At 69.4% G+C, this 23,280-nt stretch carries 22 protein-coding genes; 14 read left to right on the plus strand and 8 right to left on the minus strand.

All coding sequences use genetic code 11. From position 1 onward, the window contains the following. Positions 1-2: 2 nt before the first annotated feature. From treF to AC07PZ_RS05685, 3 genes are all read right to left on the minus strand, one after another. Positions 3-1,691, minus strand: coding sequence for an alpha,alpha-trehalase TreF (gene treF / locus AC07PZ_RS05675; RefSeq protein WP_495294069.1), 1,689 nt, complete (start codon positions 1,689-1,691; stop codon positions 3-5). Between the two features lie 8 nt (positions 1,692-1,699). Continuing rightward, positions 1,700-2,944 carry a CaiB/BaiF CoA transferase family protein gene (locus AC07PZ_RS05680; protein ID WP_495294070.1) on the minus strand — a complete coding sequence of 415 codons (1,245 nt, stop codon included), beginning with the start codon at positions 2,942-2,944 and terminating at the stop codon, positions 1,700-1,702. Between the two features lie 123 nt (positions 2,945-3,067). Beyond that, positions 3,068-4,267 carry an acyl-CoA dehydrogenase gene (locus AC07PZ_RS05685; protein WP_495294071.1) on the minus strand — a complete coding sequence of 400 codons (1,200 nt, stop codon included), beginning with the start codon at positions 4,265-4,267 and terminating at the stop codon, positions 3,068-3,070. A 188-nt stretch (positions 4,268-4,455) separates the two neighbouring features. Here AC07PZ_RS05685 and AC07PZ_RS05690 point away from each other — a divergent pair, with 188 nt between their 5' ends. Continuing rightward, on the plus strand, positions 4,456-5,361 hold the full coding sequence (locus tag AC07PZ_RS05690) for a LysR family transcriptional regulator (RefSeq protein WP_495294072.1): 906 nt from the start codon (positions 4,456-4,458) through the stop codon (positions 5,359-5,361). Here AC07PZ_RS05690 and AC07PZ_RS05695 read toward each other — a convergent pair. Beyond that, entirely contained in the window at positions 5,340-5,561 is a 222-nt protein-coding gene (locus AC07PZ_RS05695) for a hypothetical protein (RefSeq protein WP_495294073.1), read from the minus strand. The genes AC07PZ_RS05690 and AC07PZ_RS05695 overlap by 22 nt on opposite strands. A gap of 167 nt (positions 5,562-5,728) precedes the next feature. Beyond that, on the minus strand, positions 5,729-7,459 hold the full coding sequence (locus AC07PZ_RS05700) for a peptidoglycan D,D-transpeptidase FtsI family protein (RefSeq protein ID WP_495294074.1): 1,731 nt from the start codon (positions 7,457-7,459) through the stop codon (positions 5,729-5,731). A 151-nt stretch (positions 7,460-7,610) separates the two neighbouring features. Here AC07PZ_RS05700 and AC07PZ_RS05705 point away from each other — a divergent pair, with 151 nt between their 5' ends. Together AC07PZ_RS05705 and AC07PZ_RS05710 are read left to right on the plus strand one after the other, a co-directional pair. Beyond that, entirely contained in the window at positions 7,611-8,012 is a 402-nt protein-coding gene (locus AC07PZ_RS05705; RefSeq protein WP_495294075.1) for a phage holin family protein, read from the plus strand. 46 nt (positions 8,013-8,058) lie between these two features. Further along, positions 8,059-8,997 (plus strand): 2-hydroxyacid dehydrogenase, encoded by a 939-nt coding sequence (locus AC07PZ_RS05710; protein ID WP_495294076.1) that lies wholly within the window; start codon positions 8,059-8,061, stop codon positions 8,995-8,997. Between the two features lie 49 nt (positions 8,998-9,046). Here AC07PZ_RS05710 and AC07PZ_RS05715 read toward each other — a convergent pair whose 3' ends face one another. Both AC07PZ_RS05715 and AC07PZ_RS05720 read right to left on the minus strand, forming a co-directional pair. Then, positions 9,047-11,098 carry a M13 family metallopeptidase gene (locus tag AC07PZ_RS05715; RefSeq protein WP_495294077.1) on the minus strand — a complete coding sequence of 684 codons (2,052 nt, stop codon included), beginning with the start codon at positions 11,096-11,098 and terminating at the stop codon, positions 9,047-9,049. Between the two features lie 155 nt (positions 11,099-11,253). Further along, on the minus strand, positions 11,254-11,709 hold the full coding sequence (locus AC07PZ_RS05720) for an Lrp/AsnC family transcriptional regulator (RefSeq protein ID WP_495294548.1): 456 nt from the start codon (positions 11,707-11,709) through the stop codon (positions 11,254-11,256). 138 nt (positions 11,710-11,847) lie between these two features. Between AC07PZ_RS05720 and metC the strand changes: the two genes are divergently transcribed. The 11 genes from metC (at position 11,848) to AC07PZ_RS05775 (ending at position 22,795) form a co-directional block, all read left to right on the plus strand. Further along, complete coding sequence (gene metC / locus AC07PZ_RS05725) at positions 11,848-13,059, plus strand: cystathionine beta-lyase (RefSeq protein ID WP_495294078.1); 1,212 nt, start codon at positions 11,848-11,850, stop codon at positions 13,057-13,059. A 157-nt stretch (positions 13,060-13,216) separates the two neighbouring features. After that, complete coding sequence (locus AC07PZ_RS05730) at positions 13,217-14,812, plus strand: ABC transporter substrate-binding protein (RefSeq protein WP_495294079.1); 1,596 nt, start codon at positions 13,217-13,219, stop codon at positions 14,810-14,812. A 6-nt stretch (positions 14,813-14,818) separates the two neighbouring features. Continuing rightward, on the plus strand, positions 14,819-15,808 hold the full coding sequence (locus tag AC07PZ_RS05735; RefSeq protein ID WP_495294080.1) for an ABC transporter permease: 990 nt from the start codon (positions 14,819-14,821) through the stop codon (positions 15,806-15,808). Beyond that, positions 15,808-16,704, plus strand: a complete 897-nt coding sequence (locus tag AC07PZ_RS05740) for an ABC transporter permease (RefSeq protein WP_495294081.1) — start codon at positions 15,808-15,810, stop codon at positions 16,702-16,704. The genes AC07PZ_RS05735 and AC07PZ_RS05740 overlap by 1 nt, the downstream gene beginning before the upstream one ends. Further along, a complete protein-coding gene (locus tag AC07PZ_RS05745) occupies positions 16,704-17,675 on the plus strand; it encodes an ABC transporter ATP-binding protein (protein ID WP_495294082.1) in 972 nt (323 codons plus the stop codon). Before AC07PZ_RS05740 ends, AC07PZ_RS05745 begins: the two co-directional genes overlap by 1 nt. Next, positions 17,672-18,628, plus strand: coding sequence for an ABC transporter ATP-binding protein (locus tag AC07PZ_RS05750; RefSeq protein ID WP_495294083.1), 957 nt, complete (start codon positions 17,672-17,674; stop codon positions 18,626-18,628). The genes AC07PZ_RS05745 and AC07PZ_RS05750 overlap by 4 nt, the downstream gene beginning before the upstream one ends. Then, the gene (locus AC07PZ_RS05755; protein ID WP_495294084.1) at positions 18,625-19,434 is read left to right on the plus strand and encodes an SDR family NAD(P)-dependent oxidoreductase; all 810 of its coding nucleotides are present in this window, start codon (positions 18,625-18,627) and stop codon (positions 19,432-19,434) included. Before AC07PZ_RS05750 ends, AC07PZ_RS05755 begins: the two co-directional genes overlap by 4 nt. Further along, positions 19,431-20,909 carry an NAD(P)-binding domain-containing protein gene (locus AC07PZ_RS05760; protein ID WP_495294085.1) on the plus strand — a complete coding sequence of 493 codons (1,479 nt, stop codon included), beginning with the start codon at positions 19,431-19,433 and terminating at the stop codon, positions 20,907-20,909. Before AC07PZ_RS05755 ends, AC07PZ_RS05760 begins: the two co-directional genes overlap by 4 nt. Before the next feature lie 43 nt (positions 20,910-20,952). Further along, entirely contained in the window at positions 20,953-21,459 is a 507-nt protein-coding gene (locus tag AC07PZ_RS05765) for a CMD domain protein (RefSeq protein ID WP_495294086.1), read from the plus strand. Next, positions 21,456-22,025, plus strand: a complete 570-nt coding sequence (locus AC07PZ_RS05770; RefSeq protein WP_495294087.1) for a peroxidase-related enzyme — start codon at positions 21,456-21,458, stop codon at positions 22,023-22,025. The genes AC07PZ_RS05765 and AC07PZ_RS05770 overlap by 4 nt, the downstream gene beginning before the upstream one ends. Positions 22,026-22,060: 35 nt before the next feature. Continuing rightward, complete coding sequence (locus AC07PZ_RS05775; RefSeq protein WP_495294088.1) at positions 22,061-22,795, plus strand: SDR family oxidoreductase; 735 nt, start codon at positions 22,061-22,063, stop codon at positions 22,793-22,795. On the opposite strand, the gene AC07PZ_RS05780 is transcribed toward AC07PZ_RS05775, so the two are convergent. Next, positions 22,769-23,266 carry a hemerythrin domain-containing protein gene (locus AC07PZ_RS05780; protein WP_495294089.1) on the minus strand — a complete coding sequence of 166 codons (498 nt, stop codon included), beginning with the start codon at positions 23,264-23,266 and terminating at the stop codon, positions 22,769-22,771. The genes AC07PZ_RS05775 and AC07PZ_RS05780 overlap by 27 nt on opposite strands. Positions 23,267-23,280: the final 14 nt, after the last annotated feature.

Here is a 23,280-nt window from a genome sequence, read left to right on the forward strand (position 1 = left end):
GCTCAGCGGTGCTGCGGCACGGCCGCATGCGCCACGCAGCCGTGCGCGCTGTGGCCGGGCTCGGCATCGAGCAGCGCACGCGTGACGCCGTTGGTCCAGCCGAAGCCGTCCTGCAGCGGGTATTCGCCGCCGCTGCCGCCAGCCGAGTGCGCGTCGTCGGCACGCCGCAGCGCGTACTTCTCGACCAGCTTGCCCTCGCGTTCATAGACCGCCGCCACGGTGGCGAGCCAGCGCCGCGAGATCGTCTGCGCCAGCGCGACCTGGCCGTAGTCATCGAAGCCGCGGATCGCCATCCACTGCAGCGCGGCCCATCCGTTGGGCACGTCCCATTGCTGGTCGCTGGTGCATTCGGTGGTCGACAGCCCGCCTGGCGCCAGCAGCCGTTGCGACACGGTCGCGGCCAGCGCCTCGGCCTGCGCGGGTTCGGCCAGGCCGGCGAACAGCGGCGCGACACAGGCCGCGGTCAAGCCGCTGCGTCGCACGTCGCGCTGCCAGTCGAAGTCGAAGTACGCGCCTTGCGCGGCATCCCAGAGCCGTTCGTTCAGCGCGGTCCGGCGCGCCAGCGCCAGGGCCTCGAAGCGGCTGGCACCGTCGCCGTCGCCGGTCTCGGCGCAAAGCGCGGCGATCGTCGTCTCCAGCTTGTAGAGAAAGGCGTTGAGGTCGACCGGCACGATGTCGGTGGTGCAGATGGTGGCCAGCGAATCCGATGCGCCGGATTCGGCAGCCGACCCGGGCGCCGCGCACGCCACCGGCTCGGCCAGCCAGCGCGTGCTGAAGTCCCAGCCCGACTCGGCTGCGGCGCGCAGATGCCGGTAGACCTCGGCCGCGTCGCGGCCCGAGGCGCGCGCCGTCTCGACGTCCTCGCGCCAGGCTTCCTCGCGCGGCGCGGCGCGCTCGTCCCAGTAGCGGTTGAGCAGGCGACCGTCCGCGAGCCGCACCACGCGCCGGTCGGCCTGGCCGGCGGACAGCGCGTCGGCGCCGCGCATCCACCAGGCATGCTCCTTCTGCAGCTGCGGCAGGAAGCCGGCCGCGCGCGCATGGCCGAGCGTCTGCGCGAGCCCGACCATGAAGGCGAACAGCGGTGGCTGCGAGCGGCCGAGGTAGTAGGTGCGCGTGCCGTTGGGCACATGGCCGTAGCTGTCGATCAGATGCGCGAAGTTGCCCAGCATGTCGCGCAGCAGGACGTGCTCGCCGCTGGCCGCCAGGCCCAGCATCGTGAAGTAGGAGTCCCAGTAGTAGAGCTCGCGAAAACGCCCGCCGGGCACCACGTAGGGATGCGGCAGCTGCAGCAGCGAGCCGCGCGGCGGATGGCCGAGCGGCTGGCGCGTCAGCACCGGCCAGAGCTCGTCGATGTGCGTGCGCAGCGGCTGGCCGGGCGTCGACACGTAGTCGCTCGCCCGCGGCTGCAGCACGTCGAAATGCGCATGCACGAAGGCGGCGAGATCGAAGCCCGGCGCGGCGTGCCCGGCGCGGTAGGCCGCCAGGATGTCGGCCGGCGCGCCGCGCGGCGCGCAATCGACGAAGGTCTTGCTGTCGGGAAAGACGCGCGCCGACTGCACCGCGACGAAGAGCTCGGCGTAGCGGTCGGCCGGCGTCAGCGCGTCGGGCGCGGGCGCAGCCGATGCGCGGCGCGCACGATCGGCCGGCGCTCCGGCGCCCGACGGGCCGTGCGCCGGATGCGCGGAGGGCACAGAGGCCGTCAGAGCACCCCTGCCGCGCGCAATGCCGCGATCTGCGTGGCGTCCACGCCCCACTCGGCCAGCACCTCGTCGGTGTGTTGACCGAGCGCCGGCGGCGCACGGCGCAGCACCGGCGGCGTGGCCGACAGACGCAGCGGGCTCGCCACGCCGGTGATCGCGGCGATGCCGTCGCCCGCATCGCGCGGCAGCGTCACCGCCAGCCCGCGCGCCTTGACCTGTTCGTCGTCGAAGGCCTGGGCGATGTTGTTGATTGGACCGCAGGGCACCGCCTTGTCCTCGAGCAGCGCGATCCAGTCGGCGGTGCTGCGCGTGCGGGTCACCTCCTGCATCTGCGGGATCAGCACGCCGCGGTGCTTGACGCGCAGCGAGTTGGTCGCGAAGCGCTCGTCGGCCGCCCATTCGGCATGGCCGGCCGCCTCGCAGAAACGCGCGAACTGGCCGTTGTTGCCGATGGCCAGCAGCATCGCGCCGTCGGCCGTCTGGAAGTCCTGGTACGGCGCGAGGCTCGGATGGCTGTTGCCCTGGCGCTGCGGCACGCTGCCGGTATTGAGGAAGGCGCTCGCCTGGTTCGCGAGGATCGCCATGCCGACGTCGAGCAGCGCCATGTCGATGTGCTGGCCAACGCCGGTGCGGTGCCGCACCTCGATGGCAGCGAGGATCGCGGTGCTCGCGTAGACGCCGGTGAACAGGTCGGTCAGCGCCACGCCGACGCGCAGCGGGCCGCCGCCGGCATCTTCGTCGGGACGGCCGGTGATGCTCATCATCCCGCTGGTGGCCTGGATCATCAGGTCGTAGCCGGCGCGCTGCGCATGCGGTCCGTCATGGCCGAAGCCGGTCACGCTGCAGTAGATGAGCCGCGGGTTCGCCGCCTTGAGGCTCGCGTAGTCGAGCCCGTACTGCGCGAGTCCGCCGGTCTTGAAGTTCTCCACCACCACGTCGCTCTGCGCGGCCATGCGCTGCAGCAGCGCCTGGCCTTCGGGCGTGGCCATGTCGATCGTGACCGAGCGCTTGTTGCGGTTGCAGGCGGTGAAATAGGTCGACTGGCTGGTGTCGTTGCCGTCCGCGTCCTTGAGGAAGGGCGGGCCCCAGCCGCGCGTGTCGTCGCCCAGGCCGGGGCGCTCGATCTTCACGACGTCGGCGCCCAGGTCGGCGAGGATCTGCGTGCACCACGGTCCCGCGAGCACACGGGACAGGTCGAGCACCTTGAGGCCGGCAAGCGCGCCGGCCGTTTCATTTGTCGTCATCGGTGTGTCCAATGTGCACTTTCCCCTCGTGAGACACCGCGGAACCGGCTCCGCCGGTCCGCCGGTGTCGCCCCCTTGAGGGGGGAGTCGAGCTACACGAAGTGAGCGAGGGACGGGGGTGGGTCAATTCGCGAAGGCTGCGATGCCCGTAATCGCGCGGCCCAGGATCAGCGCATGGATGTCGTGCGTGCCTTCGTAGGTGTTCACGACTTCCAGGTTCACCAGGTGGCGCGCCACGCCGAACTCGTCGCTGATGCCGTTGCCACCCATCATGTCGCGCGCCATGCGGGCGATGTCGAGCGACTTGCCGCAGTTGTTGCGCTTCATGATCGAGGTGATCTCGACTGCGGCGATGCCTTCGTCCTTCATGCGGCCCAGGCGCAGGCTGCCTTGCAGGCCCAGCGTGATCTCGGTCTGCATGTCGGCCAGCTTCTTCTGGATCAGTTGATTGGCGGCCAACGGGCGGCCGAACTGCTTGCGGTCCAGCACGTACTGGCGGGCACGGTGCCAGCAATCTTCCGCGGCACCGATGGCGCCCCACGAGATGCCGTAGCGCGCGCTGTTGAGGCAGGTGAACGGACCCTTCAGGCCCTGCACTTCGGGGAAGGCGTTTTCTTCGGGGCAGAACACGCCGTCCATCACGATCTCGCCGGTGATGCTGGCGCGCAGGCCGACCTTGCCGTGGATCGCCGGTGCCGACAGGCCCTTCATGCCCTTCTCGAGCACGAAGCCGCGGATCGGGCCGACCGCGCCGGACTCGCTGACTTCCTTGGCCCAGACCACGAACACGTCGGCGATCGGCGAGTTGCTGATCCACATCTTGTTGCCGCGCAATTCGTAGCCGCCGGGCACCTTCTTCGCGCGCGTCGCCATGCTGCCGGGGTCCGAACCGTGGTCGGGTTCGGTCAGGCCGAAGCAGCCGATCCATTCGCCGCTGGCGAGCTTGGGCAGGTACTTCTGCTTCTGGCCTTCGGAGCCGAATTCGAAGATCGGCACCATCACGAGCGAGCTCTGCACGCTGGCCATCGAGCGGTAGCCCGAGTCGACGCGTTCCACCTCGCGGGCGATCAGACCGTAGGCCACGTAGTTGAGGCCCGGGCCGCCGTACTGCTCGGGGATCGTCGGGCCCAGCAGGCCCAGCGCGCCCATCTCGCGGAAGATCGCCGGATCGGTCACGCCGCTGCGGAAGCCCTCGGTCACGCGCGGCGCCAGACGTTCCTGGCAGTAGGCATTGGCCGCGTCGCGGATCATGCGTTCTTCGTCGGTCAGTTGCTGGTCGAGAAGAAAGGGGTCATCCCAGTGGAATTGGGCTTTGGCGGCCATGGCGAGATCTCCGGATCGGTGGTGTGTCTGAAAGAGCAGGAGATGGTAAGCCGCGCGCGCAGCCCGTGCAAACGACGATTCGACACCCAGATATGCGTTCAGCGCACGTCACAGCACAATGGCGGCGCGTCCCGCCAGCCAGCTCAGGGCGAGACGGGTTGAAACCAACTATGTAACCCACGCATACCATGCGAAGAAAAATTCCGTCGACCCAGGCGCTGGTCTGCTTCGAGGCGGCCGCGCGGCACGAGAGCTACACGCGCGCCGCGCAGGAGCTGTCGCTCACGCAGAGTGCGGTGTCGCGCCAGATCACGGCGCTCGAGGCCTTCCTCGGCATGGCGCTGTTCCGGCGCACGCGCCATGGCGTCGCGCTGACGCCGGCCGGCGCCGACTACGCGCGGCAGATCGCGCGCCAGCTCGACACCATGGAGCGCGACACGCTCGACGCGATGGCGCGCCAGGGCCAGGGCGGCGCGCTGCAGCTGGCGGCGGTGCCGACCTTCGCGACGCGCTGGCTGATCCCTCGGCTGCCGGACTTCGCGGCGCGGCATCCGGACATCACGGTGCACATCGAGACGCGCACCCGGCCTTTTCTCTTCACGGACACGCCCTTCGACGCCGCGCTCTATGCGGGCACGCCGGCCCAGGCGGCGAACTGGGCCGGCACGCGTTCGACCGTGCTGTTTCCCGAGGACGTGGTGCCGGTCTGCAGCCCGGCGCTGATCGCACCGCGCGCGCAGATCGACCCCGCGGCGGTGGCGCAACTGCCGCTGCTGCAGCAGAGCACACGGCCGGACGGCTGGCGCCAATGGTTCGAGGCGCAGGGCGTGGACGCGCCGCATGCGCACAGCGGACCGCGCTACGAGCTGTTCTCGATGACGGCCACCGCGGCCGGCCACGGCCTGGGCTGCGCGCTGATCCCGCGCATGCTGATCGAGGCCGAGCTCGCGCGCGGCGAACTCGTGATCGCCTGCGACCGGCCATTGCGCGGCGAGCGCAGCTACCTGCTCGTCGAACCGGCGCTGCCGGACGAGCGGCCCGCGCTGGCGGTGTTCAGGGAATGGCTGGTGGCTCAGTCGGCCATCACGCCATAGAACAGATGCTCGAGCGGGTTGCGCGACCCCGCGTTGTGCAGGCATTTGTGGCGCGCCAGCCTGGCGATCGAATCACGTGCGTAGGCCTGCGGGCACATGCCGGCCTCCGACGCATAGTGGTAGCCCTCCAGCCGGATCACGGCGATGGCCAGGAGCACCGTCGCCACCAGCAGCACGCCGATCAGGATGTTCTTCAGCATGGATCAGCGCGCGCCCCGGCCCTGGCGCGCGCCTGCAAGCGCCTCTCGGTCGCCGCTGTCGTCTCTTGTCTCGTGGTTTGAATGTCTCATTCCGCACTCCTCTCGTGCGGACCATTCTGCTCAAAGGTTTCCGCGAGGCACATCACACGACCGCGGTATATCGCCCCTCAACGCGTTCCCGGCTTCACCGCCAGGTCCGGCACCACGTTCAGGATGCGCAGCGTCTGCTGCACGATGCGGCTGAACACCGGCGCGGCGACCAGGCCGCCGAAGTACTTGCCGGCGCTGGGCTCGTCGATCATCACGGCCACGATGACGCGCGGCTTGTCGATCGGCGACATGCCGGTGTACCAGGCGCGGTACTTGTTGCTCGCGTAGCCCTTGCCGACCTGCTTGTGCGCGGTGCCGGTCTTGCCGCCGACCGAATAGCCTTCGGTCTGGGCCAGCGGCGCGGTGCCGCCCGGCGCCGCGGCGAGATGCATCATCTGGCGCACTTCCGACGCCACGTCGGCCGAGAACACGCGCACGCCCGCCGGTGCGGCGGCCGTCTTCACCAGGCTCACCGGGATCACTTCGCCGTCGTTGGCGAAGGCGGTGTACGCATGCGCGATCTGGAACAGCGACGCCGACAGGCCGTAGCCATAGGACATGGTGGCCTGCTCGATCGGCCGCCACGACTTCCACGGCCGCAGCCGGCCGCTCGCGGCGCCCGGAAATTCGGTCTGCGGCTTCTGGCCGAAGCCGACCGCGGTGAAGGAGTCCCACATCTCCTCGGCCGACATGCGCTGCGAGATCTTCGTGGCGCCGACGTTGCTCGACTTCTGGATCACGCCCGCCACGGTCAGCACGCCGAAGTTCTCGTCGTCGTGGATGGTCGAGCCGGTCACGTTCACCGAGCCGGGGTTGGTGTCGATGATGGTCGTCGGCTTCACGCGACCGAGCTGCAGCGCGGTGGCGATGGTGATCGGCTTCATGGTCGAGCCGGGCTCGAAGGTGTCGGTCATCGCGCGATTGCGCAGCTGCTCGCCGGTCAGCTTGCGCCGGTCGTTCGGGTCGAAGCTCGGGTAGTTCGCCATCGCCAGCAGTTCGCCGGTGTGCGCGTCGACCACCACCGCGCTGCCCGCATGCGCCTTGTTCTCGACGACCGCCTCGCGCACGGTCTGGTAGGCCACGGACTGAACGCGCTCGTCGATGCTCAGCTGGACGTCCTGGCCGTCCACCGGCGGCACCTGATCGCCCGTGTCCTCGATGACGGCGCCGAGCCGGTCCTTGATGACGTGGCGCAGGCCGGCCTTGCCGGCCAGCTTCTTCTCGAAGGCGAGTTCCACGCCTTCCTGTCCGACGTCCTCGACGTTGGTGAAGCCCGCCACGTGCGCCGCGGCCTCGCCTTCGGGGTATTCGCGCTTGTAGGCACGCCGCTGGTAGAAGCCCTTGATGTCGAGCGCGGCCACCTGCTTGGCGATGGCGGCATCGACCTGCCGCTGGATCCAGACGAAGCTCTTGTCCTCGTCGCTCAGCTTGGCATCGAGGTCCTGCGCGGACAGACCCAGCAGCTTCGCGGCCTGCCGCAGCTTGGCCTGCACGGCCGGATCCTCGCGGTCGACGTCCTCGGGCACGGCCCAGATGCTGGGCGCCACCACGTCGGCCGCGATGATCAGGCCGTTGCGGTCGAGGATGCGCCCGCGGTCGGCCGGCAGCTCCAGCGTGCGCAGGTAGCGCACCTCGCCCTGGTGCTGGAAGAAGGGATGGTCGAGCACCTGCACGTCGAAGGCACGGCCGGCGAGCACCAGGAAGCCGAACGCCATGCTCGCGACGATGAACTTGCTGCGCCAGACAGGCGTCCTGCTGGCCAGCAGCGGACTCGATGCGTAGCGGACACTGGGACTGGAACGGCTCATGGAACGTGGACTCTTCGGTAGGGGTGCGCGATCGTAGACCGATGCGGCCACAGTGAAGTTCCGTCGGACATTGACGCCGCACGGGCCGTCGTGCAAACAGCCGCCGCTATCATGCAATTCATCCCCAGCGACCCCCGCGGACGAGTCCCACATGCTCCACAACCTCACGCCTTTCCTCCTGCACTGGGCCATCACCGCCCTCTCTCTCTGGGTGGCCAGCCATCTGTTTCGCGGCCTCAAGTTCGACAGCGCCGGCGCGCTGGTCGTGTCGGCGCTGCTGCTCGGCTTTGCCAACGCCATCGTCAAGCCGCTGCTGATCCTGCTCACGCTGCCGCTGACGCTGCTGACCTTCGGCCTGTTCCTGCTGGTGATCAACGCGCTGATGATGATGCTGGTGTCGGCGCTGGTCCGCGGCTTTCGCATCTCGGGCTTCTGGACGGCCTTCTTCGCGAGCATCTTCATCTCGCTGCTGAGCCTCGCGATCGGCGCACTGGCCGGCGGCAGCGACCCCGCCACGACGATCCGCATGCCCGGCAACGGCATGTGGCTCTGATTGCCGCAGCCGTCCCTCGACTTTCGCAACCACTTTGTCCATCGCCATGTCGCATCGCCTCCTCCAGCTCGGTCCGCTGCTGCCCGCCCTCGAAACCAGCCTGTCGACCCGGTACGACGTGCACGCGCTCTGGAAGGAAAGCGACCCGAAGGCCTTCCTGGCCGCGCATGGCGGCGAGTTCGTCGGCGTCGTCACCTCGGCACGCTATGGCGCCGACAAGGCGCTGATCGACGCGATGCCCGCGCTGAAGGTGATCTCCAGTTTCGGCGTCGGGCTCGACGCCTTCGACCTCGACGCGGCGCGTGCGCGCGGCATCGCGGTCGGCTACACGCCGGACGTTCTGAACGACTGCGTGGCCGACACCGCCTTCGCCCTGCTGATGGACGTGTCGCGCGGCGTGAGTGCGGCCGACCGCTTCGTGCGGCGCGGCGGCTGGCTCACCGGCCAGTTCCCGCTCGCCACCAAGGTGTCGGGCAAGCGGCTCGGCATCCTCGGGCTCGGGCGCATCGGCCGCGCGATCGCGCGCCGCGCCTCGGGCTTCGACATGCAGGTGCGCTATCACAACCGCAACGCGGTGCCCGACGTGGACTACGGCTACGCGCCCACGCTCAAGGAGCTCGCGCAATGGTGCGACTACCTCGTGATCGCGAGCGCGGGCGGCGACGGCACGCGCGGGCTGGTGTCGCGCGAAATCCTCGACGCGCTCGGACCGAAGGGCTTCCTGATCAACATCTCGCGCGGCACCGTGACCGACCAGGACGCGCTGGTCGATGCCCTGGTGAACAAGCGCATCGCCGGCGCCGGGCTCGACGTGTTCACGCACGAACCCCAGGTGCCCGAGGCACTGCTGGCGCTCGACAACGTGGTGCTGCTGCCGCACGTGGCCAGCAACACGAACGAAACGCGCGCCGACATGGGTCAGCGCGTCGAAGACAACCTGGCCGCGTTCTTCGCGGGCCAACCGCTGATCAGCTCGGCACTCTGAAGCGCGTCGCACGAAGCGCGTCGCGGCCCTCCGCGCCCGGACGGCCGGTTCACCACAGCGAGAACCTCTGCGCCGGCGGGACATACAACCGGTCGGTCGGCGCCAGCCCGTACGCCTCGTCGAAGCCCGGCTGGTTGCGCGCGCTTCCGTCGACGCGGAATTCGGCGGGCGCGTGCGGATCGATGTTCAGCCGCCGCCGCGCTTCCCCTTCGCGCACCTTCAGGCGAAAGGCGTTCGCCAGGCCCAGGTAGAAGCGCTGCGCATCGGTGAACCCGTCGAGTTGCTGCCGCACGCCGGGCTGCAGCGTCGCCTGGTAGGCCTGGAACGCGACCGACACGCCCGCGTTGTCCGCGATGTTCTCGCCGAGCGTGAACTCCCCGTTCAGCAAGGCGCCCGGCACGGGGCTGTACTGGCCGTACTGCGCGACCAGCGTCCGGGTCCGCGCCGTGTAGGCGCTGCGTTCGGCCGGCGACCACCATTCCGACAGCGTGCCGTTCTCGTCGAACTTCGAGCCCTGGTCGTCGAAGGCATGGCTCATCTCGTGGCCGATGATGGAACCGATCGCGCCGAAGTTGACCGCGTCGTCGGCCGCCGGATCGAAGAAGGGCTTCTGCAGGATCGCCGCGGGAAAGACGATCTCGTTGGCCATCGGGTTGTAGTACGCATTGACGGTCTGCGGCGACAGCAGCCACTCCTGGCGGTCGACCGGACCACCGAGCTTGCGCAGTTGCCTGTCGTAGTCGAACCGGTGCGCCCGCACGACGTTGCCCCACAGGTCGTCGGCCCGGATCTCGAGTGCGCCATCGTCGCGCCACACGTCGGGGTAGCCGATCTTGACCGCCATGTTGTCGAGCTTGAGCAGCGCGCGCGCCTTGCTCTGCGCGCCGAGCCAGTCCTGGCGTTGGATGCTGGCGCGGAAGGCCTCGCGCAGCCGGTCGACCAGGGCCAGCGTGCGGGCTTTCGACTCGGCCGGAAAGCGCTTCTCGACATAGAGCCTCCCGAGCGCTTCTCCGAGCAGCGGATCCTGCGCCGCCAGTGCGCGCTTCCACCGCGGTTGCAAGGCCTGGGTGCCGGCCAGCGCGGTGCCGTAGAAGGCGAAGTTCTCCCGGACGAAATTGTCCGGAAGAAATGGGGCCGCCGCATGGAGCAGGTGCCACCGGAAGTAGGCCTTCCATGTCGAGAGCGGCGTCTGCGCAAACACGTCATTCAGACCTTGAAGGTAGCTGGGCTGGAAGACGACGATGCTGTCGGCGCTTCGGCTGATGCCGCTCGCGGCGAGGTACATGTCCCACTGAAAACCCGGCAGCAGCGCGGGCAGGCCGGACAGCGCGCGGCGGTTGTAGGTCTTGGCCGGATCGCGGTTGTCGAGCGTGCTCCACTGTTCGCGCGCCAGGGCGGTTTCCAGCGCGACCACCGCCGCGGCCTGCTGCCGCGCATCGTGCTGTCCCGCCAGGGCGAGCATGGCTTGCACATGGGCCTGGTAGCGCGCCAGCAGAGGCGCCAGCGCGGGCTCGAGATAGAACGACCGGTCGGGCAGGCCGAGCCCGCCCTGGTTCAGTCCGGCGGTGTATCGCGTCGCGTTCTTCGCGTCCTGCAGGACGCCGACATAGAAAGGCAACCCGTCCCCGAAGCCCATGCGCATGAAGCGCACCATCCATGCATGAACCTGGTCGGTCCGCATGAGTCCGTCGATCTGTTCCATCTCGATGGCGAGTGGCGAGAGGCCGAGCCGCTCGACCGCAGCGTCGTCCATGAAGCTGCGATGGAAGTCCACGACCCTGCGATGTCCGGCATCGGCATTCGTCGGCAGCTCCGCCTCGACGATCTCCTTGAGTTGCTGCTGGGTCAGGTCCAGCACCTCGTTGAAGGCGCCCCACGAGGTGTTCTCGGCCGGTATTTCCGTCCTGGCGAGCCAGCGCCCGTTGGCGTACTGGAAGAGCCCGTCCTGCGGCCGCACGCTGGTGTCGATGTTCTCCAGTGCGACACCCGAGACGGGCGCGGTGCCGTTGGCGGTGCAGCCGCCCTGGCGATCGGCACAGCCCCCGCAGGACGCCGACAAGGTGGCCGTGGCGAGGGCCATGATGACTTTGAGATTGCTCACTCGTTCTCCGTTCATGAATGCATGCACAAGGCAATGAGTTGATGAACGGGAGACTCTGCCCAGCGGCCCGACGCCGTGGTGCCAGGCACCAGCTTTTTCCAGATTGATGGCCGCTCTTGAGGCCTGGGCCTACAGCCGGCGGACGGCCATCGGCCTCAGTTGCGCGGCGGCACCGCCGTGCTGTACTTGATCCGCTCCATCGCGAAGCTGGAGCTCACGTTCGACAGCTGCACCAGGCGGATGAGCCGCTGGTAGAAGCGGTCGTAGTCGGCGATGTCGCTCACCAGCACGTGCAGCAGGTAGTCGATGTCGCCGCTCAGGCGATAGGCGGCCGTGACCTCGGGCAGCTGCCCGAGTGCAGCCGCAAAACTCTTGAGCCATTCCTGGCTGTGGTCGCGTGCCTGGATGAACACGAAGGCCAGCGTGCCGCGGTCGAGCTTGGCCGGATCGCACAGCGCCACCTCGGCCGTGATGACGCCGGCACTCTTCAGCCGCTGGATGCGCTTCCAGCACGCAGGCCCGCTCAGGTTGACCAGCTGCCCGAGCTCGTTGACCGGGATGGAGCAGTCGCGCTGCAGGGTTTCGAGCAGCACGCGGTCGACCTTGTCCAGATTAATTTCTTTTCCAGTCATGGGGATCGGCAGCTAAAGATTCAAATAAATTTAACTGTGGCTGGACATAAAGTTTTCTTTCATTCAGCACAGAGCGCCACGGCTCATCGCAATATGCATGCCAGTCATCCCCCGTCGATGGACACCGTACTGACGCGTACCGGCCGCCTGTCTTCACGCGACGCGGCGCCCGCCGCGTGCACCTACGTCAACCCGCCGCTGGTCCGGGCATCGACCGTGCTGGCCGGCTCGCTCGGCGAATGGCGCGAGCGCGCAGCACTGCCGCCGCACGACAAGCCGGCCACCAACTACGGGCGCTTCGGCACGCCGACCACGCAGGCCTTCGAGTCGGCCATCGCCGAACTCGAAGGCGCCCATCGCGCGATCTGCTTTCCGTCCGGCCTGGCCGCCTGCACCGTGTCGCTGCTGGCACTCGCGCCGCCGGGCTCGCACGTGCTGATGACCGACAGCGTCTACTGGCCGGTGCGCGAGTTCGCCGAGCAGACGCTCACGCAGCTCGGCTGCACGGTCGAGTTCTTCGCGGAGATCGATGCGGCCGGCATCGCACGGCGCTTTCGTCCGAATACGGCGGTGGTGTATCTCGAGTCGCCCGGTTCGCTGACCTTCGAGGTCTGCGATGTCGACCAGATCAGCGCACGCTGCCGCGCCGCAGGCATCCGCGTGGTGATGGACAACACCTGGGCCACGCCGGTGCTGTTCCGCCCGCTGGAACATGGCGTGGACGTGTCGGTGCAGTCGGCGACCAAGTACATCTGCGGCCATTCCGACTGCATCCTCGGCGTGGCCGCGTGCAACCCGTCCACCTGGCGCGAGGTGGCGACGATGGCCACGCGCTTCGGCCAGACCGCGTCGCCCGACGACCTCTACCAGGGGCTGCGCGGGCTGCGCACGCTGGGCGTGCGGATGCGCCAGCACGGCGCCAGCGCAACCACGCTGGCCCATTGGCTCGCGGCGCGGCCGGAAGTGATGCAGGTCTGCTCGCCGGTGATGGAAAGGCACCCGGGCCATGCCGCATGGAAGCGGCTCTACGACGGCGCATCGGGCGTGTTCTCGTTCGTGCTGCGGCCGATGCCCGAGCCCATGCTCGCGCGCTTCTTCGACGGGCTCGAGGTGTTCGGCATCGGGCTGTCGTGGGGCGGCTTCGAGAGCCTGGTGGTGCCCGTGCCGTCCGGCGACACGCTGGCGATGCAGCTCACCGAAGGCCGCGGTCAGCTGGTGCGCATCGCCGCCGGCCTGGAGGCGGTGGACGATCTGGTCCAAGACTTGCAGAGGGGTTTCGATGCCATGAACGATGCATCTTCCTTCGCCATGGCGGCCCGGGCCGCCTGAGCCGATCGACTGCCAGCCGAACGGCCGCGCATGCCCGCTCTTCCCGTCCTCCCATCTTGACCATCACAGGAACCACCATGCTCCTCCCCTACGCATCGATGCGCGATGTCATGTCGTGCGAAGTCCGCGCCACACCGTCACACGGCGAGGTGTACGCATGACCGATCTGTCGCGCAGAACCCTGATGGTCAGCAGCGGCGCCCTGGCGCTGGGCAGCACGATCGCCGGCCAGGCACTGGCCCAGACGCCGGGCAAGGCGAACACCCTGCGCATCACGCTGCCCGAGCCCGTGATGCTGACCGGTGCATTCAATTCGTCGGGGCAGATCTACCTGCTGTCGGGCAAGATGTTCGACGGCCTCGTGAGCTACGGCTTCGACTTCAAGCCGAAGCCGGAACTGGCGGAATCGTGGTTGCTGAGCGCCGACGGCCTCTCGCTCACCTTCAAGCTGCGCCCCGGCGTGAAGTGGCATGACGGCAAGCCCTTCACCTCGGCCGACCTGGCCTACTCGGCGATGAGCGTCTGGAAGGTCGCGCACCCGCGTGGCCGCTCGACCTATGCCAACCTGGAGAAGGTCGACACGCCCGATCCGCTGACCGCCGTGCTGCGCTTCACCAAGCCGGCGCCCTACGTGATGAACGCGCTCGCGGGCATCGAGTCGCAGATCCTGCCGCGCCACCTGTACGAGGGCAAGGACCTGATGACCAATCCGGCCAACGTCGCGCCCGTCGGCACCGGCCCCTACAAGTTCGTCGAGTGGCAACGCGGCCAGTTCATCACGCTGGAACGCAACCCCGACTACTGGGACAAGACCAAGAAGCCGCTCGAACGCATCGTCGTGCGCATCATTCCCGACCCGGCCGGCCGCTCGGCGGCGTTCGAGTCGGGCGAGGTCGACGTCGGCGGCGCGATGCCGGTCGCGCTGGCCGACGCCAAGCGCCTGGGCAGCCTGCCCGACCTGGAGATCGCCGAGAAGGGCACCGAGGCGCTGGCCACCATGGCGTACATCGAGTTCAACCTGCGCAAGGCGCCGTTCAACGACGTGCGCGTGCGTCGCGCCATCGCACATGCGCTCAACCGCGAGTTCATGCTGAAGAACATCTGGTACGGCTTCGGACGCCCGTCGACCGGCCCGATCTCGGCCGACATGGTGCAGTACTACTCGAAGGACGTGCCGAGCTACAAGTACGACCTCGAGATCGCGAAGAAGCTGCTCGACGAGGCCGGCCTGAAGCCCGGTGCCGACGGCGTGCGCTTCCGCATGACGCACGACCCGCTGCCCGGCGGCGACCACTACCGCAGCACCGGCGACTACTTCCGTGCGGCGATGCAGCGCATCGGCATCGCGGTCGAGGTGCGCAACCAGGACTTCGCGGGCTACTACAAGCGCGTCTACACCGACTACGACTTCGACACGACCAACTTCATCGCCTTCAACCTGACCGACCCGACCATGGGCGTGCAGCGCTTCTACTGGTCGAAGAACATCCAGAAGGGCGTGGTGTTCTCCAACGGGTCGGGCTACGCCAACCCCGAGGTCGACAAGCTGCTCGAAGCCGCGCAGGTCGAGACCGATCCGGCCAAGCGAAAGGCGCAGTTCGCGGAGTTCCAGAAGATCGTGATGACCGACCTGCCGAACATTCCGATCGGCGACATCAACTACTTCACGCTGCTCAACCGCCGCGTGAAGAACCTCATCACCAGCCCCTACGGCGCGCACGACAGCTTCGCTGGCGTCAGCCTCGCGAGCTGAGGACCGATGCGCGGACGACCTCCACCGCTGCTGCGCTTCCTCGGGCGGCGGCTGCTGCACGGGCTCGTGGTGCTGGTGTGCATCGCGGTGCTCGACTTCCTGCTGCTGCACATGGCGCCGGGCGATGCCGCCGAGATCCTCGCCGGCGAATCGGGCGGCAGCGACGCGACCTACGTCGCGCAGCTGCGCGCGCAGTTCGGGCTCGACCAGCCGCTCTACATGCAGCTGGGCCATTACCTGCTGCGGCTCGCGCAGCTCGACCTCGGCTGGTCGGGGCGCAACAGCATGTCGGTGGCGGACCTGCTGATGTCGCGGCTGCCCGCCACGCTGCTGCTGATGGTCGCGGCCATCGGCATGGCGGTGACGGTGGGCGCGGGGCTCGGCATGCTGGCTGCGCGCCGCGTGAACTCGCCAACCGACAACGTCATCGCGGTGTTCTCGCTGATGTCCTATGCGACGCCGCTGTTCTGGCTCGGCCTGATGCTGATCGTGCTGTTCTCGGTCACGCTGCGCTGGCTGCCCACCGGCGGCATGGAGAGCGTCGGCGCCGGCCTGAGCGGCTGGGCGCGCGTGCGCGACGTCGCGGCGCATGCGCTGCTGCCGACCATCACGCTGGGCCTGTTCTACATGGCGGTCTACACGCGGCTGGTTCGCGCATCGGTGCTCGAGGTCAAGGAGATGGACTACGTGCGCATGGCGCGCGCCAAGGGCCTGAGCGCGGCACGCGTGAGCTTTCGCCATGTGTTCCGCAACGCGATGCTGCCGATGGTCACGATGCTCGGCGTGCAGGTCGGCTCGCTGCTCGGCGGCGCCGTGGTGGTCGAGATGGTCTTCAGCTGGCCCGGCCTCGGCCGACTCGCCTTCGACGCGGTGCTGTCGCGCGACCTGAACCTGCTGCTGGGCATCGTGCTCGCCAGCGCGGTGCTGGTGATCCTGATCAACATCGCGGTCGACCTGCTGTACGCACGGCTCGATCCGCGCATCGAGGTGCGCTGATGAAGCCCGCATCCACGCTTGCCGCCGTACCGGCTGCGCACGAGCCCAAGGCGCCGATGCCGCGCTGGCTGCGCTTCGCGCGCGACTTCGCACGCCGGCGCCTCGCCTTCGCCGGCCTGGTGTTCCTGCTGCTCATCGTGGCCGGCGCGCTGCTGGCACCGGCGATCTACCCCGAGGACCCACTGGAGATGGTCGGCCAGCCGCTGACCTGGCCCGGCCACGACGCGGCCACGCCGCTCGGCACCGACACGCTGGGCCGCGATGTGGCCGCCGGCATCGTGCACGGCGCGCGCGTGTCGCTGGCGGTCGGCTTCTCGGCCACCTTCGTGGCGCTGCTCGTGGGCGTCGGCATCGGCGCCACGGCGGGCTATGTCGGCGGGCGCATCGACGACCTGCTGATGCGGCTCACCGAGGTGTTCCAGACCATCCCCAGCTTCGTGCTGCTGATCGTGCTGGTGGTGGTGCTGCAGCCTTCGCTCGGCACCGTGACCTTCGCGATCGCGGCGGTGTCCTGGCCGAGCCTCGCGCGGCTGGTGCGCGCCGAGGTGCTGTCGCTGCGCCGCCGCGAGTTCGTGCAATCGTGCATCACGGTCGGCATGAGCCACCTGCGCATCGTGCTCACGCAGATCCTGCCGAACTGCCTGGCACCGGTCATCGTGACCGCGTCGATCATGATGGCCAGCGCCATCCTCATGGAAGCCGGCCTGTCCTTCCTCGGCCTGGGCGACCCCAACGTCGTGAGCTGGGGCAGCATGATCGGCAACGGCCGGAACTCGCTGCGCACCGCCTGGTACCTGTGCGCGATCCCCGGCGTGGCGATCATCCTCACGGTGCTGTCGATCAACCTCGTCGCCGAAGGACTCAACGACGTGCTCAACCCGAGGCTGCAACGCTGATGGCCGCACTCGACATTCAGGACCTCAACGTCACGCTGACGCGCGACGGCCAGCGCTTTCTCGCGGTGGAAGGCGTCACGCTGTCGGTGGAGCGCGGCCAGACGCTGGCGCTCGTCGGCGAATCGGGCAGCGGCAAGTCGGTGACGGCGCTGGCCATCATGCGGCTGCTGCCGCCGCGCGGTGCCAGCCTCACGGCGCGCGCGCTGACGCTCGACGGCATCGACCTCACGACGCTGCCCGAACGCGAGATGCGCCGCATCCGCGGCAACCGCATCTCGATGGTGTTCCAGGAGCCGATGACCTCGCTCAACCCGGTGCTGACCATCGGCGAGCAGATCGTCGAGGTGCTGCGCGAACACCAGGACCTGACGCACGACCAGGCCTGGGAACGCGCCATCGCGCTGTGCAAGCGGGTGCGCATTCCCGATGCCGAGCGCAAGGTGCGCGACTTCCCGCACCGGCTGTCGGGCGGCATGCGCCAGCGCGTGGTGATCGCGATCGCGCTGGCCTGCCAGCCCGACATCCTGATCGCCGACGAGCCGACGACGGCGCTCGACACCACCATCCAGGCGCAGGTGCTGCGGCTGCTGCGCGAGCTGCAGCGCGAGAGCAATGCGGGCGTGCTGCTGATCACGCACAACCTGGGCGTGGTGGCGCAGGTGGCCGACCGCGTGGCCGTGATGTACGCGGGCCGCACCGTGGAACATGCGGCCGTGCGCGACCTGTTCCGCCGGCCACTGCACCCCTACACCCAGGGCCTGCTGCGCGCGATGCCGGTGGCCGGCGCGACCGGCCGCCTCAACGAGATACCTGGCACGGTGCCGGACCCGCGCTACCGGCCGGCCGGCTGCGCCTTCAACGACCGCTGCCCGCGCGCCGTCGCGGCCTGCCGCGAGGCCCGGCCCGAGATGGTCGAGCTCGCGCCCGGCCATTCGGTCGCGTGCTTCGTGGCACAGGAGGAAGCCGCATGACGCCGCTGTTGAAGGTCGACAACGTGGTCAAGCGCTTCGCGGTGGGCGACCGCACGCTGACCGCGCTCGACGGCATCTCGCTGCAGATCGCGCCGGGCGAATCGGTCGGCCTGGTCGGCGAATCGGGCTGCGGCAAGTCGACGCTGGCGCGCACGATCATCGGGCTGGAGCAGGCCGATGGCGGCTCGATCCAGCTGCAGGGCCAGGAGCTGGTCGGCCTGTCGCACCGCGGCTGGCTGCCGCACCGGCGCGACGTGCAGATGATCTTCCAGGACCCGTTCGCCTCGCTGAACCCGCGGCTCACGATCGGCCGGATCATCGAGGAGCCGCTGCTGGTGCACCGCGTCGGCGACGCCGCGTCGCGCCGCCAGCGCAGTGCCGAGCTGATGGCACGCGTCGGCCTGAAGCCCGAATGGCGCGAGCGCTTTCCGCACGAGTTCTCGGGCGGCCAGCGCCAGCGCATCGGCATTGCACGCGCACTGGCGCTGTCGCCCAAGCTGCTGATCTGCGACGAGCCGGTGTCGGCACTCGACGTGTCGGTGCAGGCGCAGGTGCAGAACCTGCTGGCCGACCTGCGCGAGGAACTCGGGCTGGCCTATCTCTTCATCAGCCACGACCTGGCCGTGGTCGCGCACCTGTGCACGCGGATCTTCGTGATGTACCTGGGCCAGGTGGTCGAGATCGGCGACCGGCGCACGCTGCACGCGGCGCCGCGCCATCCATACACGCAGGCGCTGGTCGCGGCCTCGCCGGTGCCGGACCCGGAGCGGGCGGCCGACTTCGGCAACGAGGTGCAGGGCGACATCCCGAGCCAGCTCGACCTGCCGCCGGGCTGCCGCTTCCATCCGCGCTGCCCGCGCGCCACCGAACGCTGCCGCAGCGAGGCGCCGCTGCTGCGCCAGCTCGACGCCAGCACCTGGGCTTCATGCCACTACGCGGAGGTCGTCCAGTGAACGGCAGGCACGCAGGCAAGGTCGCGCTCGTCACGGGCGCAACCGGCGGACTCGGCTCCGCCATCGCGCGGCAGCTGGCCGCCGAGGGTTGCCGCATTGCCGTCCACTACGGCCACGATGCCGTAAAGGCGGCCGCGGTGGTCGCCGACTGCCTGGCGGCCGGCAGCGAGGCGACCGCGGTCAGCGGCGACCTTTCGGACGATGCCGTCTGCCGGCGCATCGCCGCCGAGGTCGGCGCGGCCTGGGGCCGCATCGACGTGCTGGTCAACAACGCGGCGATCACGCGCTTCATCCCACACGACGACCTGGAGGCGCTCGACTCGGACGTGTTCCGCGAAGTGCTGGACGTGAACCTGATGGGCCCGTTCCAGATGACGCGGGCCGCGGCACCCTGGCTGCGCGCGAACGGCGCAGGCAGCGTGGTCAACATCTCGTCGACCGCCGCGCTGGCCGGCACCGGCAGCTCGATCGCCTATGCGGCGTCGAAGGCGGCGCTGAACAACCTGACGCTGACACTGGCGCGCGCCTTGGCGCCGGCCGTGCGCGTCAACGCGGTGGTGCCGGGCTTCATCGCCAACGACTGGCTGTTGAAGGGCATCGGTGCGGAGCGCTTCGAGGCGCTGGTCGCCGCGCAGACCGCGGCCGCACCGCTGAAGCACGCGGCGACGCCCGACGACGTGGCCGAGGTCGTGGTGTGGGTCGCGCTGTCGGCCCGCCACCTGGCCGGCGAACTCGTGCGCGTCGACGGCGGACATCATCTGGGACCCGGCTCGGTCGTGGTCCCCAGCGAACGGAGGACCTCTTGAACCCCACCACAGCTCTCCCGACCGACAGCCCGGCGACCGCGGCGCTGGAACGGCTCGCGCAGCAGGCGCGCCACGAGCTTGCCCTGTTCGACTACCCGCCGCGCGAATGGGTGCCGCCACGCGAACGCGATGGCCAGCCCGTGCTCGACGTCGTGATCGTCGGCGGCGGCCAGAACGGCGTGGCCGCGGCCTCGGGCCTGCAGCAGGCACGCATCCCCAACGTGCTGGTGCTCGACGAGAACCCCGCGGGCCGCGAAGGCCCGTGGGTGACCTACGCCCGCATGATCACGCTGCGCACCATCAAGACCTTGCCGGGGCCGGCGCTCAAGGTGCCGGCGCTCGCCTTCCAGAGCTGGTACGAGGCGCAGCACGGCGCCGCGGCGTGGGAGGCGCTGGTGCGCATCCCGAAGCAGATGTGGATGGCCTACCTGGGCTGGCTGCGCGAGACGCTGGCGATCCCCACGCGCAGTGGCACCCGGCTGGAACGCATCGAGCCCGACGACGGCCTGCTGCGCCTGACGGTGCGCGGCGCGGACGGCCCGGCGCAGATCCTCACGCGCAAGGTCGTGCTGGCGACCGGCAGCACCGGCGCCGGTGGCCGCAACATCCCGGCCTTCGTCGAGAAGAAGCTGCCGCGCGAGCGCTGGGCGCACAGCGCCGAGCAGATCGACTTCGCGGCGCTCGCAGGCAAGGACGTGGCCGTGCTGGGTGCGGGCGCATCGGCCTTCGACAACGCGGCCACCGCGCTGGAAGCCGGCGCGGCGCGCGTCGACCTCTACATGCGTCGTGCCGCGCTGCCCGAGATGAACAGCGCGCGCTTCATGGAGTTCGAAGGCCTGTACCGGCACTTCGCCGAGATGGACAGCCTGACGCGCTGGCGCTTCATGCGAAAGATCTTCGCCAGCCCGATGCCGCCGCCGCCGGACACCTTCCTGCGCACCACCGCCTTCCCGAACTTCCACATGCACTTCGCGTCGGCCTGGGAGGACGTCGGCCTGCGCGACGACGGGAAGATCGAACTGTTCACGCCCACCGGCACGCACACGGCGGACTTCGTGATCCTTGGCACCGGCTTCGCGGCCAACCTCGCGCGCCGGGCGGAGCTGTCGGCCGTGCTGCCGCACGTGGCGCTGTGGAGCGACCGCTTCCAGCCGCCGGCCGACGAGGCGTCGCCGGCCATCGGCCGCTTCCCGTTCCTGGGTGCCGGCTTCGAATTGACCGAGCGCACGCCGGGCCAGTGCCCGGAGATCGCCAACATCCACATGTTCAACGGCGGCGCGCTGCCCAGCATGGGCCCGATCGGCCTCGGCATCAACGGCATGGCGCACGGCACCGAACGGCTGGTGCGCGGCATCACGCGCGACTTCTACCTGGCGGACGCGGAACGCTTCTGTGCCGAGTTCCTCGCCTACGACGTGCCCGAGGCCAAGCTGGTGCCGGCCACCGTGGCCATACCGTCGCCCTCGCCGACCTGAACCGAACCGCCCGAACCCGACCGCTCCCACTCCACCTGACGCCATGACCTCACCCGACGACGTGATCGACCGATTGATGGGCCTGCAGCCCGGCTCCTTCCTGAGCGAGCTTCGACTGCAGCGCCCCGCCGTGCGCCAGCACAGCCAGGGCAGTTTCGACGCACTGCTCGAACCCGCCGACGCCAGCGCGCTGTCGCGCACCGAGCGCGAGATGGTCGCGCTGCGCGTGGCCACGCTGCATGCCTGCGCGCCGCTGGTGGCACTGCACCGCGAGCGCCTCGCCGCACTCGGCATGGCGACGGCAACCATGGATGCGGCCGCAGCCGGCCCGGCCGGCAACGGGCTCGATGTCCGCACCGCGGCGATGCTGGCCCATGCCGACATGCTCACGCTGGAGCCGATCGCCGCACGCCCCGCACACCTCGAGGCGCTGGCCGCTGCCGGCCTGAGCGCCGCGGCGATCGTCACGCTGTCGCAGCTGATCGCCTTCGTCGCCTACCAGGTGCGCGTGGTGGCCGGCCTGGCGCTGCTGGAAGGGAGCGCCGCATGAACTTCACGCTCGACGTGCAGGACTGGAAGCCCTGGATCGAAGCCGTGCCGCTGGAAGACTGCAGCGAGCAGCAGCTCGCGGTGCTCGACGCCAGCAACCGCAGCGCGCGCCAGTCGCAGTACTACCTGACGCTGGTGCACGACGCGCCTGCGCTGCTGGAGCGCTCGCTGCTCTTCAACGCCGTGATGTACGGCACCAAGGGCCTGTCGCGCGCCGAACGCGAGTTCGCGACGGTGGTGGAGTCGCGCATCAACGGCTGCCCGTACTGCGCGTCGGTGCACGCGCGGTTGTTCGTGCAGCTGGCGAAGGACCTGCCGACGATGCAGGGGCTGCTGGCCGAGGGCCCGGCCGCGCCGATGCCGCCGCGGCTGCGTGCCATTGCCGACTACGCGGCGGCGCTCACCACCACGCCGCCGAGCGCCACGCCGGCCCACATCGCCGCGCTGCGCGAAGTCGGCCTGAGCGACCTGGAGATCGCCGACGCGACGCATGCGGTCGCGATGTTCGCCTGGGCCAACCGCCTGATGCAGACGCTGGGCGAACCCTTCCTGCCGCCGGCCGCCTGAGCGCACCGCCACCGCCTTCCACTCCGGAGAAATCCATGTCCTTTCCCCCTTCCCTCGGCTACCGCACCGCGCTCGTCACGGGTGCCTCCAGCGGCATCGGCGCCTCGACGGTCGAGGCGCTCACCGCGGCCGGCCTCACGGTGCATGCGGTGGCGCGCCGCGGCGACCGCCTGCAGGAGCTCGCGGCACGCACCGGCTGCGTGCCGCACGTGCTCGACATCACCGACCGCCAGGCCTGCGCCGCTGCGCTGGACGGCCTGGAGATCGACATCCTGGTGAACAACGCGGGCGGCTCGCACCAGAGCCCGATCCAGGACTATCCGCCGGACGAGATCGACCGCATCCTCGACCTGAACCTGCGCGCCGTGATGCACCTCAACCGGCTGCTGCTGCCCGGCATGCTGGCGCGCGACCGCGGCCACATCGTGGTGATCGGCTCGATGGCCGGCCATTACCCGATGCGCGGCTCGGCGCTCTATTCGGCGGCCAAGGCCGCGGTGTCGCATGCCTTCGACGTGATGCGGCTCGACACGCTCGGCAGCCGCGTGCGCTGGACTGAAGTGGCGCCCGGGCGCGTCGCGACCGAGGCCTTCATGAACTCGATCGGCCCGGAGCGCGCGAAGGAATTCCTGAGCAAGGAAACGCTGCAGCCCGAGGACCTGGCGGCGTCGGTCTGCCATGCGCTGATGGCACCGCCGCACGTCAACGTGAGCCGGATCGAGATCTACCCGGTCAAGCAGGCCTCAGGCGGCTTCCTGTACGCGGACTGAGCTGTCGCAGGCCGCCGAGCCGCAGCCCGTCAACGGCTGCGCCGGCAGCGCTTGCGGCATGCGCAGGTCGCCGGTCACGGGGTCGAAGCCGACGCCGCGCATGTGCAGCGCGAGCGCGGCATCCATGGTCTGCGCATGGTGCACGAACCACGGCGCGAGTTCGCGCGCCATCTCGCGCACGAGCGCCGTGCGGCCGCTGCGGCCCGCGTCCAGGCCCTCGCGCATCGCCTGCAGGACCACGCGATGCTGCAGGGCATGGCAGTTGGTGGACGCGAAGCCGGTGCGCCGCATCCAGTCGTCCTCGCGGCCGAAATGATCGGTCGTGTGGTCGATCAGCGTGCGCCATTCGGCCAGCAGGCGGGTGTCGTCGGCGTGTTCCACGCGTGCGAGCAGGTCGACGAATTCGCGATGGGTGTCGTCCATCAGCGGCAGGTCGAGCGACAGTGCGTCCGACCATTCCAGCACAGCCATGCGGATCTCCTTGA

It is taken from the genome of Variovorax sp. GW821-FHT10B04, from assembly GCF_059415645.1.

Bases quoted from the DNA above. Each gene is read 5' to 3' on its own strand.
- AC07PZ_RS05680 (WP_495294070.1), bottom strand. From the start codon at position 2,944: ATGACGACAAATGAAACGGCCGGCGCGCTTGCCGGCCTCAAGGTGCTC.
- AC07PZ_RS05685 (WP_495294071.1), bottom strand. From the start codon at position 4,267: ATGGCCGCCAAAGCCCAATTCCACTGGGATGACCCCTTTCTTCTCGAC.
- AC07PZ_RS05690 (WP_495294072.1), top strand. From the start codon at position 4,456: ATGCGAAGAAAAATTCCGTCGACCCAGGCGCTGGTCTGCTTCGAGGCG.
- AC07PZ_RS05695 (WP_495294073.1), bottom strand. From the start codon at position 5,561: ATGCTGAAGAACATCCTGATCGGCGTGCTGCTGGTGGCGACGGTGCTC.
- AC07PZ_RS05700 (WP_495294074.1), bottom strand. From the start codon at position 7,459: ATGAGCCGTTCCAGTCCCAGTGTCCGCTACGCATCGAGTCCGCTGCTG.
- AC07PZ_RS05705 (WP_495294075.1), top strand. From the start codon at position 7,611: ATGCTCCACAACCTCACGCCTTTCCTCCTGCACTGGGCCATCACCGCC.
- AC07PZ_RS05710 (WP_495294076.1), top strand. From the start codon at position 8,059: ATGTCGCATCGCCTCCTCCAGCTCGGTCCGCTGCTGCCCGCCCTCGAA.
- metC (WP_495294078.1), top strand. From the start codon at position 11,848: ATGGACACCGTACTGACGCGTACCGGCCGCCTGTCTTCACGCGACGCG.
- AC07PZ_RS05730 (WP_495294079.1), top strand. From the start codon at position 13,217: ATGACCGATCTGTCGCGCAGAACCCTGATGGTCAGCAGCGGCGCCCTG.
- AC07PZ_RS05735 (WP_495294080.1), top strand. From the start codon at position 14,819: ATGCGCGGACGACCTCCACCGCTGCTGCGCTTCCTCGGGCGGCGGCTG.
- AC07PZ_RS05740 (WP_495294081.1), top strand. From the start codon at position 15,808: ATGAAGCCCGCATCCACGCTTGCCGCCGTACCGGCTGCGCACGAGCCC.
- AC07PZ_RS05745 (WP_495294082.1), top strand. From the start codon at position 16,704: ATGGCCGCACTCGACATTCAGGACCTCAACGTCACGCTGACGCGCGAC.
- AC07PZ_RS05750 (WP_495294083.1), top strand. From the start codon at position 17,672: ATGACGCCGCTGTTGAAGGTCGACAACGTGGTCAAGCGCTTCGCGGTG.
- AC07PZ_RS05765 (WP_495294086.1), top strand. From the start codon at position 20,953: ATGACCTCACCCGACGACGTGATCGACCGATTGATGGGCCTGCAGCCC.
- AC07PZ_RS05770 (WP_495294087.1), top strand. From the start codon at position 21,456: ATGAACTTCACGCTCGACGTGCAGGACTGGAAGCCCTGGATCGAAGCC.
- AC07PZ_RS05775 (WP_495294088.1), top strand. From the start codon at position 22,061: ATGTCCTTTCCCCCTTCCCTCGGCTACCGCACCGCGCTCGTCACGGGT.
- AC07PZ_RS05780 (WP_495294089.1), bottom strand. From the start codon at position 23,266: ATGGCTGTGCTGGAATGGTCGGACGCACTGTCGCTCGACCTGCCGCTG.